The 15,079-nt window shown below is 59.5% G+C and carries 8 protein-coding genes; 5 read left to right on the forward strand and 3 right to left on the reverse strand.

The window, feature by feature from the left end; translation table 11 throughout:
* The first annotated feature begins 251 nt into the window (after window positions 1-251).
* The 5 genes from AC1DXU_RS13820 (at window position 252) to AC1DXU_RS13840 (ending at window position 9,675) form a co-directional block, all read left to right on the forward strand.
* Complete coding sequence (locus tag AC1DXU_RS13820) at window positions 252-1,736, forward strand: aldehyde dehydrogenase (RefSeq protein WP_477369242.1); 1,485 nt, start codon at window positions 252-254, stop codon at window positions 1,734-1,736.
* Window positions 1,736-4,210 carry an FAD-dependent oxidoreductase gene (locus tag AC1DXU_RS13825; protein ID WP_477369244.1) on the forward strand — a complete coding sequence of 825 codons (2,475 nt, stop codon included), beginning with the start codon at window positions 1,736-1,738 and terminating at the stop codon, window positions 4,208-4,210. Before AC1DXU_RS13820 ends, AC1DXU_RS13825 begins: the two co-directional genes overlap by 1 nt.
* A 36-nt stretch (window positions 4,211-4,246) precedes the next feature.
* Window positions 4,247-5,497 carry a Tm-1-like ATP-binding domain-containing protein gene (locus tag AC1DXU_RS13830; protein WP_126070449.1) on the forward strand — a complete coding sequence of 417 codons (1,251 nt, stop codon included), beginning with the start codon at window positions 4,247-4,249 and terminating at the stop codon, window positions 5,495-5,497.
* On the forward strand, window positions 5,494-7,551 hold the full coding sequence (locus AC1DXU_RS13835; RefSeq protein WP_477369246.1) for an oxidoreductase: 2,058 nt from the start codon (window positions 5,494-5,496) through the stop codon (window positions 7,549-7,551). Before AC1DXU_RS13830 ends, AC1DXU_RS13835 begins: the two co-directional genes overlap by 4 nt.
* Window positions 7,552-7,719: 168 nt before the next feature.
* The gene (locus AC1DXU_RS13840) at window positions 7,720-9,675 is read left to right on the forward strand and encodes an acetoacetate--CoA ligase (protein WP_477369248.1); all 1,956 of its coding nucleotides are present in this window, start codon (window positions 7,720-7,722) and stop codon (window positions 9,673-9,675) included.
* 816 nt (window positions 9,676-10,491) lie between these two features.
* Here the strand turns inward: AC1DXU_RS13840 and AC1DXU_RS13845 are convergent.
* The 3 genes from AC1DXU_RS13845 to AC1DXU_RS13855 all read right to left on the reverse strand — a co-directional run bounded on the left by AC1DXU_RS13845 (window position 10,492) and on the right by AC1DXU_RS13855 (window position 14,811).
* Complete coding sequence (locus tag AC1DXU_RS13845) at window positions 10,492-11,994, reverse strand: winged helix-turn-helix domain-containing tetratricopeptide repeat protein (protein ID WP_477369250.1); 1,503 nt, start codon at window positions 11,992-11,994, stop codon at window positions 10,492-10,494.
* A 186-nt stretch (window positions 11,995-12,180) separates the two neighbouring features.
* Window positions 12,181-12,552 (reverse strand): hypothetical protein, encoded by a 372-nt coding sequence (locus tag AC1DXU_RS13850; protein WP_477269715.1) that lies wholly within the window; start codon window positions 12,550-12,552, stop codon window positions 12,181-12,183.
* A 198-nt stretch (window positions 12,553-12,750) separates the two neighbouring features.
* Window positions 12,751-14,811: an SPFH domain-containing protein gene (locus AC1DXU_RS13855; RefSeq protein ID WP_477314948.1), complete on the reverse strand. Its 2,061-nt coding sequence runs from the start codon at window positions 14,809-14,811 to the stop codon at window positions 12,751-12,753.
* Window positions 14,812-15,079 lie beyond the last annotated feature (268 nt).

Genomic DNA, 15,079 nt, shown 5'->3' on the forward strand with positions numbered 1-15,079 from the left:
TTTCGACACGATTTCCTCTCCGCGATGAGTGCTACTTGACAGAACTTCAAACCTAATGCAAGCTTTTTAAACTGATGGTGATAATAATGAACCGCGAAACGACGGTCAAGCCATAATGGGAAATCCGAATGAAATTGCCACAAAACGCCCGTCCCGCTGGCTCGGTCTATCTGACCGCTGAAGGCAGCCCGCGACACCATTCCGATTTAGCGTGACTGAGAACGACTCGGAACCGACCGTAAGGACAACCAATGGATCAAATCCAGATCGACCAGCTTCGGGGGCTTTCAGTTCCGGAGCAAGGGCTTTTCATCGACGGAAAAGCGCGCAAAGCCCTGAAAGGCGGGACGCGCGAGGTGATATCGCCGCTTGATGGGTCAATCCTTACGCGCCTCGCTGAAGCCGACGAAAATGACGTCGACATGGCGGTGGCGAGTGCCAGGACGAGTTTCGACCGTGGATTATGGTCGAGGGCTGCGCCGGCCGAACGCAAGAAGGTGATGCACCGCATCGCCGAACTGATCGAAAAGAATGCGCTCGAACTGGCCGTGCTCGGAGTCCGCGACAACGGCACCGAAATCTCAATGGCGATAAAGGCGGAGCCTGGAAGCGCAGCAAACACGTTCCGCTACTACGGCGAGTTGATCGACAAGGTCTACGGCGAAATCGCCCCGACGGCCGCTTCGGTTCTCGGCCTGGTTCATCATGAGCCGGTCGGCGTTGTTGGCGTGATTGTTCCGTGGAATTTCCCGATGATGATCGGAGCATGGAAAATCGCTCCCGCGCTGGCGGCCGGAAATTCGGTTGTCGTAAAGCCGGCTGAGGTCGCATCACTTACCTTGCTGCGTTTGGCGGAGATCTGTTCGGAGGCTGGCCTGCCGCCCGGCGTCTTCAATGTGGTCACCGGGCAGGGTTCCGTCGTCGGCGCCGCACTCGGACTCCACAATGACGTCGATGTGCTGGCTTTCACGGGCTCTGGTCCCGTAGGGCGGAGGCTTCTCGAATATTCCGCCCGATCTAATCTCAAGCGCGTCTATCTCGAACTCGGAGGTAAGTCGCCGAACGTGGTGTTCGCGGACGCACCGGATCTCGATCAGGCAGCCAAGGTCGCGGCCTATGGCATATTCCGTAATTCCGGTCAGGTTTGTGTAGCCGGTTCCCGCCTGCTTGTGGAGCGCGCCATCCACAGTGATTTCGCTCGCAAAGTGGCCGAGTTCGCCTCGAAAATGCGGTTGGGCGATCCTCTCGATCTAAATACCGAGGCGGGAGCGATTGTAAGTGGTGACCAACTCTCCAAGAACCTCGAATTTGTGACAAGGGCCAAGGCCGAAGGCGCCTCGCTACTGACCGGCGGGACCCGAATCCGCGAGGAAACGGGCGGCTTCTTCATGGCGCCGACAGTGTTTGACCAAGTCGCTTCAGACGCAGTCCTTGCCCAGGAAGAAGTGTTCGGCCCGGTGCTTGCGATCACGCCCTTTGACGATGAGGCCGCCGCGGTTCGGATCGCAAACTCGACGATTTACGGGCTGGCATCCGGCGTCTGGACGTCCAACCTCTCGCGCGCCCATCGCATGGTAAGGGCGATCAGGGCCGGCGTCGTCCACGTCAACACATATGGAGGGCCGGACATCACCGTGCCGCTCGGTGGCGTCGGACAATCTGGCAACGGTCACGACAAGTCGCCGCATGCCCTCGATAAATTCCTCAATCTCAAGACAGCGTGGATTCAACTCTGATGACCGAAAACAGATCCCCAAGGGCGCTCCCAGAACGGGCTCCTGCAGTCGTCATCGGCGGCGGCATCATCGGCATATCGTCCCTCTACCATCTTGCGAAACGCGGAATGGCGGGTGCGGTGCTCTTGGAGCGTAAACAGCTTGCAAGTGGGACGACATGGCATGCGGCAGGCATCGTCGGGCAGTTGCGCGAGTCTGGCTCGCAGACAGCGCTCTCGAAATACACCGCACGGCTCTTTATGGAACTCGAAAGTGAGACGGGACAGGCAACGGGCTACAAGCAGAACGGCACGCTGCATCTCGCATTGTCGGATATCCGGATGGACCAGTTGCTGCGCAACCATGACCATGCCGGACGAATGGAAATCGAAAGCCACATACTCTCGATCCCGGAGCTGAAAGAAATCTGGCCCCTGGTGGACTATGGGGGCGTCCAAGGCGGCTTCTTCGTTCCCTCCAACGGTCAGGTCAATCCCCTGGACGTCACCCAGGCGATGGCCCGCGGCGCTCGCAACAACGGGGCGCTGATTTTTGAGAACACTTCGGCCACAAGAATTCTGACGAAGAACGGCCGGGTGATTGGTGTCGAAACCGATCAGGGTGTGATCGCCACCGAAAAAGTCATTCTCGCCGGCGGGATGTGGACAAGCCGCTTTGCCAAGGCACATGGGGTGACTGTGCCCCTTCATGCGGCGGAGCATTTCTACATCGTCACCGAAGCGATTGCCGGCCTCCCGCGCACCCTGCCCTGCCTTGTCGTCGGCGAAGAACGGACCTACTGGAAGGAGGACGCGGGCAAGCTGTTGATCGGTGGTTTCGAAGCCTTGGGCAAGGCTTGGGGCACAGAGGGCATTCCAGACGGTTTCGAGTTCGACGAACTTCCATTCGACATGGAACATACCGAACCGATGCTTGAGACGATCTTCGCCCGCATGCCAGCGCTTGCCGAGATGGGGATCAAGACGTTTTTCAACGGCCCCGAGAGTTTCACACCGGACGGTCGGCCCTACCTCGGCCCCGCGCCGGAAATGCCAGGCCTGTTCATTGCCGCCGGCATGAATTCCAACGGCATCCTGAACTCCGGCGGCGTCGGCTTGACGATGGCGGAGTGGCTGATCGACGGATATCCGAGCCGCAGCATGAACTCCATGCTGGCTTCTCGCGCCCATCCCTTTCAATCCAACTCGACTTACAATGCCGACAGGGTCGGTGAGTCCGTCGGATTCCATTACGGCATCCACTGGGCGGGCCGCCAGATCGAAACGGCACGCGGGGTACGTCGGGTACCACTGCACGACAGGCTGAAATCGCAAAACGCTGTTTTCGCCGAGCGCATCGGCTGGGAAATTCCAATGTACTACGACCCGTCCGGCTTGGGATGGCAGGACAAACCTTCGGTCGGCGAGCAATACTGGTCTTCCCTGGTGGCCGACGAATGTGCCGCCGCCCGGGATGCGGCGGTGCTCCTTGACCAGTCCATGTACGCCAAACTCCTGGTGCAGGGACCGGATGCCGTCGAAATGTTGAACAGGGTCTGCGGTGCCCAGATGGACGTGGCGGTCGGAACCTCCGTCTACACCCAATTCCTCAATCAACGCGGCGGCATCGAGGCCGACGTGACGGTCACGCGGATCGGCCCACAGAAATTCCTCGTGGTTACGGGACACCCCAGCCAGGTTCGCGACCGCGCCTGGCTTGAAATGCATGCGGACCCGGAGTGGCGGTTCGAAATCTTCGACGCCACGTCGTCCTACGCGCTGCTGACGATCCATGGGCCGAAGTCTCGCGAGATACTTTCCGCCCTGACGACAGACGACCTCAGCAACGAGAAATTTCCGTTCGGCGCCGCGCGGGAAATCGACCTTGCCCATGCACGGGTCTGGGCCATCAGAAGATCGTTCGTAGGCGAACTTGGCTACGAGCTGCTGATTTCGACGGAGTTCACGCACGGTGTCTACGAGAACATCCTGGCGGTCGGAACGCCACTCGGCCTGCGGCATATGGGAATGTTTGCCATGGGAAGTTGCCGCCTTGAAAAGGCCTTCAGGCACTTCGGGCATGACATCACCGAGGAGGACACACCTTACGAAACCGGCCTAGGATTTGCTGTTGATCTCAACAAGAGCGAGTTCATCGGCAAAGACCCTCTCGCAAGGCAGAAGGCAGGCGGTGCAGCCACGCGCTTCAGGACGGTATCGGTCTCCGTCAACGGCCTCGGAAGGACAGGGCCATATCTCGCGCACAACGAGCCGATCTGGAAAGGCGATGACCTTGTGGGTCACGTCACCTCCGGAGGATGGGGCTACCGCGTTGGCAAAATGCTGGGGCTTGCAAGCCTGCATCGTGAGGAAGGCGTCTCGAAGGCATGGCTCGAAGAGGGTGATTTCGAGGTCCAGATCGCCGGCAAACGCTATCCGATCCAGGTCCAGCTTCAGCCCTTCTACGACCCGCAGGGAGAGCGGATGCGTGGCTGAGACCGACTAACCAAAAACAAAAAATGAGTGGGAACCATGACAACGAAAGAAACGAAGACGATCCTTGTTATCGGTACATTCGATACGAAGTCGGACGAACTGATCTATCTCGCTGACAGGATTGTCGCACAGGGCGGCCGAGCGCTTACGATGGACGTAAGCGTTCTCGGTGGTCCCATGCGGCCGACCGACATCAGCAAGCACGATGTCGCCGAGGCTGGCGGGTCGTCGATCCAGACGGCGATCGCGTCCGGCGACGAGAACACCGCGATGCAGATCATGGCGCGCGGCGCGTCAATCCTGACAGCGAGGCTGCACGCGGAAGGCAAGATCGACGGCATGATTGCCATGGGCGGCACCATGGGCACAGACCTGGCTCTCGACTGCGCTCGTGCCTTGCCACTCGGCGTTCCGAAATATGTGATTTCCACAGTCGCGTATTCCCCCCTCGTCCCCGCGGACAGATTAGCGCCCGACATCCAGATGATCCTGTGGGCGGGAGGCCTCTTCGGATTGAACTCCATATGCAAGTCGTCTTTAAGCCAGGCCGCGGGCGCGGTTTTGGGGTCCGCGCAATCGGTCGAAACGCCGAAACGGGATCGTCCCATCATTGGCATGATGAGCCTTGGCAGCTCGTGTCTTTCCTACATGAGACTACTCAAGGGCCCCTTGGAAGAGCGGGGGTTCGAACTTGCGGTGTTTCATGCGACTGGCATGGGCGGAATGGCTTTTGAAAATCTGGCCGCGCAAGGATATTTCTGCGCCGTCATGGATTTCGCGCTTCCCGAGCTCGGGAACCTTTTGGTTGGCTCTATCGTCAACGGTGGCAAGGACCGACTTGTGTCAGCCGGACAGAACAAGGTCCCACAACTCGTCGCTCCCGGCTGCGTCGACTTGATAGACTTTCCCAGTTGGCAAGATATCCCCGCCCGCTTTGCCGGCAGACCCTGCCACGCGCACAATCGTTTGATCTCCTCCGCCGCGTTGAACGCGCAAGAGCGGCGCGAGACTGCCCGCGAGATCGGCCATCGGTTAGCCAAAGCCTTGGCTCCAGTGCATGTGATCCTGCCTATTCAAGGTATCGAGGAATGGGACCGGGAGGGGCAACCTGCCCATGACCCGGCAGGACTAGCAGCGTTCCTCGATGAAATGCGCTCAGCGATACGGCATCCTGTGGAATTGACCGAGATCGACGCGCACATAAACGACGCGCTGTTTGCTGAAACGGTGCTTGGAATATTCGACGATTGGGTCGATCGAGGCATCGTCAAGAAGGCACTGCAATGACGATACACGCCACCCCGATCGACGCTCGCTATGCGGTTCTGTTTGAACCCGTCAAGATCGGGCCGAAGGTGGCGCCAAATCGGTTCTTCGCTGTGCCGCACGCGACGGGCCACTCTCCCCTCATGCCCAACGGCTCCATCGGCATGAGGGCGATGAAGGCGGAAGGCGGTTGGGGCACCGTCTGTATGCAGCTTTCCGAGATCGATCCGTCATCCGATATCTCCAACCTGCCGATCGAGAAATTTTGGGATGAGGTGGACGTCAGGAGCCATGCACGGCTGACCGAGAAGATCCGCGAGCATGGCGCGCTTTCGGCCATCGAGATCGGCCACAGCGGCATGCGTTCGCGCGGCCTGGCAAATGGCTATCCGGTTCTCGGCCCATCCAGTCTTCCCGTTCTCAAGCCTGAGGTCCCGGTCCAAAGCAAAGCCATGGACAAAAGCGACATCAAGTTGCTACGCGAGAACTATCGCGCTGCGGTTCGACGGGCGAAACAGGCGAACTACGACATCGTCTATGTCTACGCCGCTCACGACGCGTCCATCCTTTGGCACTTCCTGACCCCCGCCTATAATCACCGAACGGATGAATATGGCGGCAGCTTCGCCAACCGGGTTCGGCTGCTACGCGAGGTCTTGGAGGAGGCCAAGGAAGAGGCGGGCGACGATATAGCCGTGGCCATTCGTTTTGCGGTGCATGAACTCACCGGGCCCAAAGCTATATCGAGTACCGGCGAAGGACGCGATGTCGTCGAGTTGCTGGCGGAAATCCCGGATCTTTGGGACGTCAATGTCTCGGGTTGGAGCCGCGACTCCGGAACCTCCCGCTTTGACCCCGAGGGCGCGCAGGAAGAATTTACAAGCTTCGTGAAAACAGTGACGACAAAGCCGGTCGTCGGGGTCGGCCGCTTCACATCCCCCGACGCAATGGTGAGCCAGATCCGCCGTGGCGTCCTCGATCTGATAGGTGGCGCGCGGCCGTCTATCGCCGACCCGTTCCTGCCCCAAAAAATCCGCGAAGGACGGGTGGACGAGATCAGGGAGTGCATAGGCTGCAACATCTGCGTGGCCTCCGACGCGTACTCAATCCCGCTGCGCTGTACACAAAACCCGACGATGAGTGAAGAATGGCGGCGCGGCTGGCATCCTGAACGCGTTCCCAAAGCCCAGACCAACAAGAACCTCCTTGTCGTCGGCGGCGGACCTGCCGGGCTGGACTGCGCCCTCACCCTGGCGCGGGCGGGCCACCAGGTGACAATCGCCGAAAAGTCGGAAGAGATGGGTGGACGCGTCACCAAGGAAAGCAGGCTGAAGGGCTTGTCAGCCTGGAGCCGGGTCCGCGACTACCGTCTCTACCAGATGCAGCAGATGCCGAATGTCGAGCTTTTCCTGGGCAGCGAAATCACACCCGAGATCGCCTGCGAGTTTGGCGCCGACCACATATTCGTGGCCACTGGATCGCGCTGGAGGGATGACGGACTTGGCCGCACCCGGTACACGCCGATCCCAGGTTTTTCCGGTTGCGCTTTCACGCCCGACAGCATCCTGGACGGCGACAGCCTGTCCGGTCCGATCGTGATCTATGACGACGATCACTACTACATGGCTAATGTCCTTGCAGAACATCTCGCGGCAAAAGGCCACGAGGTTCACCTCGTCTGTCCTCAGCCCGCGATTGCGGGCTGGATGGGCTACACGCTGGAACAGCCTCGTGTGCTCAGCGCCCTGATGGCGGCCGGCGTCAAGATGTATCCGAACACGACGGCCGTGGAGTGGAAGGACGGTTCGCTGCATATCAATCGGTCGGACACTTACGAACCGTTGCCGGCTATCCCTGCAGCGGCCTTGCTGAGTGTTACATCAAGACTTCCACAAGACGATCTGTCCTCCTGGCTTTGCGAGGCCGGTGTTCCGCACACAACAATCGGCGACGCGGTCGCGCCGGGGATCATCCAGGCGGCGGTGTTTTCCGGACACAAGGCTGCCAGGGAGTATTTGGGAACCGAGCCGGCAGACCGCATCTTCAAGCGCGAGGTCCCGACCTTGTTGATCTGAATCGGAGCCTCCAGTGAGCAAAACCAGGAGGCGTCGGCCTGGCTGGGCGCAACTCTCTCGTCTCAAGTCCGACGCGGGCCCGCCAGCGGGAGCACCGACTATGAGATCTCGCGCGCAGTCGACATGAGCCGGCTGCCCTGATCGCGACAGTTTTGGGAGGAACATTTAATGGCCGCAGACACACCCTTGTGGACCCCGACGCAGGACCGGATTGACGCCGCGCCGATGACGGCTTTTCTGAAGGCCGCGGCGGCGCAGGCGGACGCATCATTCTCCAGCTATGCGGAACTCCGTGCCTGGTCAATCGACAACCGCGAGGCATTCTGGAGCCTCGTCTGGGATTTCTGCGACCTTGTCGGTGACAAAGGCGAGCGGATCCTTATCGACGGCGATCGGATGCCGGGCGCCGCCTTCTTTCCCGACGCATCGCTGAACTTCGCCGAGAACCTGCTGAAGAAGACCGGTTCTGGTGACGCAATCGTCTTTCATGGCGAGGACAAGGTCGAGCGCCGGCTGTCCTGGAACGAATTGCATGCGCTGACGTCGCGCCTGCAGCAGCTTTTCCTGTCGCTCGGCGTCAAAAAGGGCGACCGCATCGCCGCGATGATACCCAACATGCCGGAAGCCGTCGCTGCCATGCTGGCGACAGCCTCGATCGGCGCCGTCTGGTCGTCCTGCTCTCCCGATTTCGGCGAGCAGGGCGTTCTCGACCGTTTTGGCCAGATCGAACCGGTCGTCTTCATTGCGCCGGATGGCTACTGGTACAATGGCAAGGCCATCGAAGTCGCCGACAAGATCGCTGCGGTCGCGACGAAACTTGCCACCGTGCGCAAGATCCTGATCGTCGACTATCTCGGCACCTCTGCCGATGTCGCCGCGACGATCGACAAGGCGGATGCACTCGAGGAGGCCTTGTCTCCCTTCGCCGCAAAGCCCGTCACCTTCGAACAATTGCCGTTCGCGCATCCGCTCTACATCCTGTTCTCGTCAGGCACGACCGGCATTCCCAAATGCATCGTCCATTCGGCCGGCGGCACGCTGATCCAGCATGTCAAGGAACACCGGCTGCATGCCGGGTTGCTCGATGGCGATCGCTTCTTCTACTTCACCACTTGCGGCTGGATGATGTGGAACTGGCTGGTCTCGGGCCTGGCATCCGGAGCGACGCTGCTGCTCTATGACGGCTCGCCCTTCTACCCCGACGGCAATGTGCTGTTCAGTTTCGCCGATGCCGAGAAGATGACGTTCTTCGGCACTTCGGCCAAATTCATCGATTCCGTGCGCAAAGCTGGTCTCAAGCCGATCCGCACGCATGATCTTTCGAGTGTGCGGGCGATTTCCTCCACCGGCTCGCCGCTGTCGCCCGAGGACTTCCGCTTCGTCTATGACGGCATCAAGCAGGACGTGCATCTGGCCTCGGTCTCCGGGGGCACCGACATCGTCTCCTGCTTCGTGCTCGGCGTGCCGATTGAACCGGTGTGGACCGGCGAGATCCAGGGGCCTGGCCTTGGCCTTGCTGTCGATGTCTGGGACGATGACGGCAGACCGGTCAGACAAGAGAAGGGCGAACTGGTCTGCGCAAACGCGTTTCCGGCGATGCCGATCGGCTTCTGGAACGATCCCGAGGGCAAGAAATACAAGGCGGCCTATTTCGAGCGCTTCGACAATGTCTGGTGCCATGGCGACTTCGCCGAATGGACCGCCCATGGCGGCCTGATCATTCATGGCCGCTCCGACGCGACGCTCAACCCGGGCGGCGTGCGCATCGGTACGGCGGAGATCTACAACCAGGTCGAACAGATGCCCGAGATTCTGGAAGCGCTGTGCATCGGCCAGGATTTCGACAATGACGTCCGGGTCGTGCTGTTCGTGCGGTTGGCCGCCGGCGTGCAGCTGGATGCCGATCTGGAAAAGCGCATCCGGTCGAAAATACGCACCGGGGCGAGCCCCCGCCACGTGCCGGCAAAGATCGTCGCCGTGTCAGACATTCCACGCACCAAATCGGGCAAGATCACCGAACTCGCGGTGCGCGACGTCGTGCACGGCCGCGCCATCAAGAACAAGGAAGCGCTCGCCAATCCAGAAGCGCTGGAGTTGTTCAGGAACCTGCCGCAGTTAGGTTGATCGACTCGGCAAACAACCTCCCAGCATGGATCATCGGGCGCAAACGTGAGCGCCGACACATGGTGTGGCGCCAGGGGATCTCGTGGACATCGGGAGATAGAGAGGCGTGACGGAGGAGAGCGACATGAGCCATGGCGGCCAGCAGTCGGACATAATCTTTCTCACGAATGGCGCGTCGGTCGTGGGTCAAGGGATGAGCCGATTGCAGAGGATTGAGCCCTCAGCGGGCGCGGTGAGTGGAGGCTCTCTTCGCTCAGCCGTAAGCGAAGCTTAAACTGGCAGTTCGATGCGCGGGGGGAAAGACGGTAGCGCAATACCGACTCGAACCCCACAGTGGTTGAATCAAGGTTGCATCACAGCGATCCAGGGACCCTAACCTCCTTCAGAAGCGCGCATTTCGACTGGAGGCGCAAGACAGCAAGTTCGAAAAGCTTCCAGGAACCCCAGGCAACTTGGACGCCGTATCGGACAACAAAGGGCACGGATATCGCAGCGAACGTCCGCAATGGAACGGTCAATATCGTCGGCAAAAGAGCGTCCAAATAGGGCTGTCGGCGGCTTCGTCGTGGGAACGAAAATAGAAGAGAAGCAGAACTTTCGTGTGCATTTTTTGCACATGAACCTCTATAACCATTTGATTTTATTTACCTATCGTCCCCATCCATCATTGGGGCAACGGAAAGCCGGAAACTTTTGTAATCGCTTGTCTTGTCTTGCATTTCCGGGAACTCGCGCGGCCTCGATCCTTGCGGCTTTTCGCTGACTTAGGTGATTTCGCGCGATTTTCCTAGCCACAGCTGGCCTTGGACCCTGCCTTCACGCGGGAAAGCCGGCCTTTCTGAAGCCTGACGTGAAAAGCTCAAGGGCTACTTGGTCGGCGAAGGGGAGACCTGACATCAGCCGGACAGTCAGGTCGTGTTTCCTCTTCAGTGCTTCCTCGACCTCAGCGCGCGCTTTCTCCGTCTCGCCCAAATGTGCGTAGGACGCTGCGAGGAAGGCATGAATGAAGAATTGGTCGCCGGCCTTCTGATACAAACCGACGGCTTCCGAGTACCTTCCAAGCAGGAAGAGGGAGCTGCCCTTCACCTCCCAGAACCATATCGGAGGTAACGGGTCGCGCAGGAGCGCGGTTTCGAGCACGTCCAGCGCCGTCTCGGCCCGTCCGCCGTAGTTGAGCCAGCTTGCGTAATCCCCCGCTATGTTCACGTCCAGCGGGTTCAACGAGCGCGCTTGCTCAAAATGCACGCCCGCATCGCTGTGCTGGCGCATATGCGTAAGCACCAGCCCCATGCTCTGGTGACAGACGCCATCGCTCCTGTCGAGAACGAGCGCCGTCCGCGCCGAGTCCCAGGCCTTCTGTAGCGTCCGCGGATCGTGGTCGTACCAAAATCTGCCGACGAGAGCCTGCGCGAGGAAGGCGTGGCCTTGAGCGAACGTCGTATCGAGATCGACACACCGGACGAACAGGGGCTCGGACTTGTCCAGTTCATAACGGTAGAAGTGCGCGCGCCCCTGCAGGTAGTAGTCGTATGCATCCCAATCGGCCGGAGGCTTGCGCCTGGTCCGGCTCGCCGAATCGGCCTCCGCCTGGCCTTCGACCATCGAGGCGATAAGAGCCGCAACCTCGTCTTGCAATGCGAAGATGTCGTCAAGGGCCCGGTCGTACCGTTGCGCCCACAGGTGGGTACCGGTGGCGGCGTCAATCAACTGTGTGGTGATCCGAATGCGATCACCGAGCTTTCGTATGCTGCCTTCGACGAGGTAGCGAACTCCGAGTTTGCGATGGACTTCGGCAATGTCCGATGCCGGATGGCGAAATTGAAAAGCTGAATTGCGCGCGATGACGAGGAGGGAGCGGAACCTGGCCAGCTCCGTAATTATGTCCTCGGTTATGCCGTCGCTGAGATACTGCTGGTCCTGATCGCCGCTCAAGTTGGCAAAAGGCAGCACCGCAATCGACGGCTTGCCGGACGGTGGTATCGGTCTGCGCAATGCGCTCGCCACCGGCTCGACAGTCCCCGTGAAGCGGTAGCCGACGCGAGGCACCGTGGCGATCCACTCGCCGCCGTTGTCAGCCAGACCAAGTGCCTTTCTTAGTGTCGCGATCTGGACGGTAAGGTTGCCTTCCTCAACGGCGGTGCCCGGCCAGGCAGCCTCCATCAGCTCGGCCTTGGTCAGGATCTCACCGGGCCGTGCCGTAAGCGCAGCAAGCAGCGTCAGCCCACGATGCCCAACAGCGATCGGGATCTGCTCTTTAAGGAGCGTCCCGATGTCGGCATCGAGCACGAACGGACCAAAAGCGATGCGAGTCCCCTGCATGTGGGCATACTAGACGTTTCGGAAGTTTTCGGAACAGTTTCGGCACCGCTTAAATCCCAGGGTCGCTTTCGAGGCTATACATCAACCCCAGGGCACCGGGTGGCTCAGTCTGAATTCCGGTTGAGATAGGTGTAGATGCCCGCGCCTATGGCAACGGCTCCCCATGGTGTTGGATCGATGACACATCTACCGGTAACTATCTCGGTCCTTGGCCTTCTCGGCCCTGCAATCAACCTTACCCAAAGCAGCCTTGCGGTAAGCGTCTTCAAACACGCGGATAGCCCTTTCGAATTTAGCTGGATTAGGTGCCAGGTGTTTGTCTAGCCCGTGATACAAAAGGATGGAGACAGCCATCATGGCTTTTCCACTTGGGCTTGGGCTCAGCGCCGGGCACCTTTTCAACACGCCATAGATGTTGCCTGAAATCGCTGCAGCCCGATGCAATTTGCCATCCGCCATACGCGCCAAGTAATCGATGTTTTTCTCTTCCTGCCCGGCCGAAGCAGCCGAAATCGTGAAGCAGATTGCTGCGATGACCGTTACTAAAATGCGACCCAAGCGCTTCCCCTCTTCTTGCAGTCTACTCGACCCTACTAGTCGCCCTCTATTATAGCCTAGCCTAAGATTCAGAAGTTCGCCAATCTGCAGCAGCGGGCATCAACGCCGTCGGCAAATAGCGTGAGGGCGACGTGGGCCGGTCCTTAGTGTGAACGAAAATGGAAAAGAAATGGGCCGGTACAACCGGCCCATTTTCAATCAATCCTCCGCAACGGATTCCTCCTCAACGGGTGCCGGGATCTCATCCGGTACGATTTGCGGTCCAACCCGGTCGGCAACGAGCATCGAAAGCATCATTTCGACAAGGCCGTTGGCAGCTCCCTTCTCGCCACCGGTGGCGCCGATCTGGATCTGCGGCACGATCGGTAGCCTGCCATTCTCGATCGCCTCGGCGAAGCGCATGAGAACCTGCGCGTTGAGCTGATAGTCCGGGCCGCCGAAAGCCGCGACCTTCTTCTCGGTGGCCTCGGCCTCCGCCAGGCCGATGGCGCGCACCTTCTCGGCTTCCGCAAAACCGGTCGCCTTGATGCGTTCGGCATCGGCAAGCGCGATAGCCTTGATCATGTCGGCCTCGCCCTGGCCGCCGAGGCGCACCTTCTCGGCCTCTGCCTTGGCGTTGACCTGAATGGTTTCCGCCTCCTGGCGGGTGCGGGCGAGTTGCGCCTTGCCCTCGTTCTCACTGATCTCGATGGTAAGTGCCGACGTCGTGATCTTGGCTTGCTGTTCGGCGAGCGCCTCCTTCTCACGCAACGTGCGTTCCTGGATGGCCGCCTTCTCCTGCAATTTATAAGTCTCGACCTTTTCGACTGCGATCTGGCGATCGCGCAGCTGGATCAGGATCTGCTCTATGCTGTTCTGGCCATCGGCAGCGCGGGGCGTGCCAATCAGCACTTCCTGCAGCTCGAGGCTGTAGGTGTTGAATTTTTCGCGCATCTCCTCGCCCGATTTGCGCTGGATATCGCTGCGCTCCTGCAAAAGCTGGATCAGCGTCTTTGTCTGGGCGATATTCTTGAAGTAGGCAGAAACCATCGGATCGAGCGTTTGTTCGACCAGGCGCTTGATGTCGCCGAAACGCTGCACCACGAGCGGCGCCTTCATATAGTCGATATGCACGACGACGGAGAGCGGCAGCACAGGCTCGAACGCATCCTTGGTGATCAACGACACTTCAGACAGGTTCTCGTCCAGCCTGTGTTCGCCAAACTGCTCCTTCGTCCATTTGAGCACAAAGTTGGTGGTCGGCACGATGATGATTTTGCCAGCAAAGGTGTTGAACGCATACTTGCCTGGCAGTAGCGGCGTCGACCAGACGCCGCGTGCGCCGATTTCGACCAGCTCGCCGTGACGATATGCCTGCCCGGATATATCCGTGCCGTGGCGGCCGTTATAGGAGACGACGACACCCACCGTGCCAACGTCGATGATGGTCTTCTCGACCAGTTCGACGGTCGCGAAAATGCGATTGAGGAAGTAGCTGCCGTCGGCCAGCACCTGCAACTGCCGGCCACGGTAGCCACCGGCATTTAGAAACTTCTCCGGGTCCTGAAAATTGTTGTGGAAGTTCGGGTCGTTCGGATCGTTGGCGACGGTCGGTGCGATGATCTCGCCGTCCGGCAGGGCCGGACCGTCATGGATGGTGACGATACCGATCATGTCATCGGCATTATGGATGACGACCGGCTCAAAGCCGCCCCGCTCCGCGATCATGCTGGACATATTGGAAAAAAGGCTTTGTTCCGACGAACCCAGATTGACGGAATAGATCGACTGGGCAGTCAGCACGATGAATTGTGCGAGATTGATGGCATAGGTGCCTTCACGCAAGATCTTGCGTTGCGGTCCTTTCTGCCCGCCTTTTTCCAGAAAGCCGCGCACATCCTGGAAATCATCGGCTTCGGTGTTAGAAGCAAGTGTCTGCGTCGGAGGCAGCGGCTTGCCATCACGGGCAAAGACATAGCCGATCTGCCCCTGCGGGATGGTGACAAGATTGGCGCGATGCATCGAATATTGGAACGGCATAAAGAAATGCAGGCCACCGCGCACGACTTCCGGCTGGTAGCCTGCCTCACGGTTGAGTGCAATGAAGCCATTGCTGATGGAGCCGCGAAAACTCCATAGTTTTTCCAGGATGCCGAGCCTGTCGTTGGGGATGTAGCGGACCACGCCGCTCCACCGGAGCAGAATTGCCAGCACGATGACTGTTACGGCGACCTCGATCGCCGTCCATTCGATCGGGCCGAGATATTGTAGGGCGTCCATCTCTTCTCTCCTGTAGGGGCGCGCGGGTTCGTTCACCCGAGGGCTACCCGGTTGGTGTTGATTGATGAGGCGGGGAGATCGCGCGCCGATGCGCTCGACGCACTCAACGGCGTGCCGAACGTTTGGGCTGCTCATTGTATGGGAAAATGACCGCGCGTCCCGAGTCCCCGGTGGGGGCGGCGTGGCCGTGACTTATCTCACATCTGTGTTGCCTTGATAGACACTACAAGTAATGACGTAGGTATCGCGCCAACAGGTTTAAAGATAA

This window comes from Mesorhizobium sp. P3_A10, assembly GCF_056403175.1.

What these genes read in the sequence shown, in the direction of transcription:
- AC1DXU_RS13835 (WP_477369246.1), top strand. Translation starts at nt 5,494, where the DNA reads ATGACGATACACGCCACCCCGATCGACGCTCGCTATGCGGTTCTGTTT.
- AC1DXU_RS13820 (WP_477369242.1), top strand. Translation starts at nt 252, where the DNA reads ATGGATCAAATCCAGATCGACCAGCTTCGGGGGCTTTCAGTTCCGGAG.
- AC1DXU_RS13825 (WP_477369244.1), top strand. Translation starts at nt 1,736, where the DNA reads ATGACCGAAAACAGATCCCCAAGGGCGCTCCCAGAACGGGCTCCTGCA.
- AC1DXU_RS13840 (WP_477369248.1), top strand. Translation starts at nt 7,720, where the DNA reads ATGGCCGCAGACACACCCTTGTGGACCCCGACGCAGGACCGGATTGAC.
- AC1DXU_RS13845 (WP_477369250.1), bottom strand. Translation starts at nt 11,994, where the DNA reads ATGCAGGGGACTCGCATCGCTTTTGGTCCGTTCGTGCTCGATGCCGAC.
- AC1DXU_RS13830 (WP_126070449.1), top strand. Translation starts at nt 4,247, where the DNA reads ATGACAACGAAAGAAACGAAGACGATCCTTGTTATCGGTACATTCGAT.
- AC1DXU_RS13855 (WP_477314948.1), bottom strand. Translation starts at nt 14,811, where the DNA reads ATGGACGCCCTACAATATCTCGGCCCGATCGAATGGACGGCGATCGAG.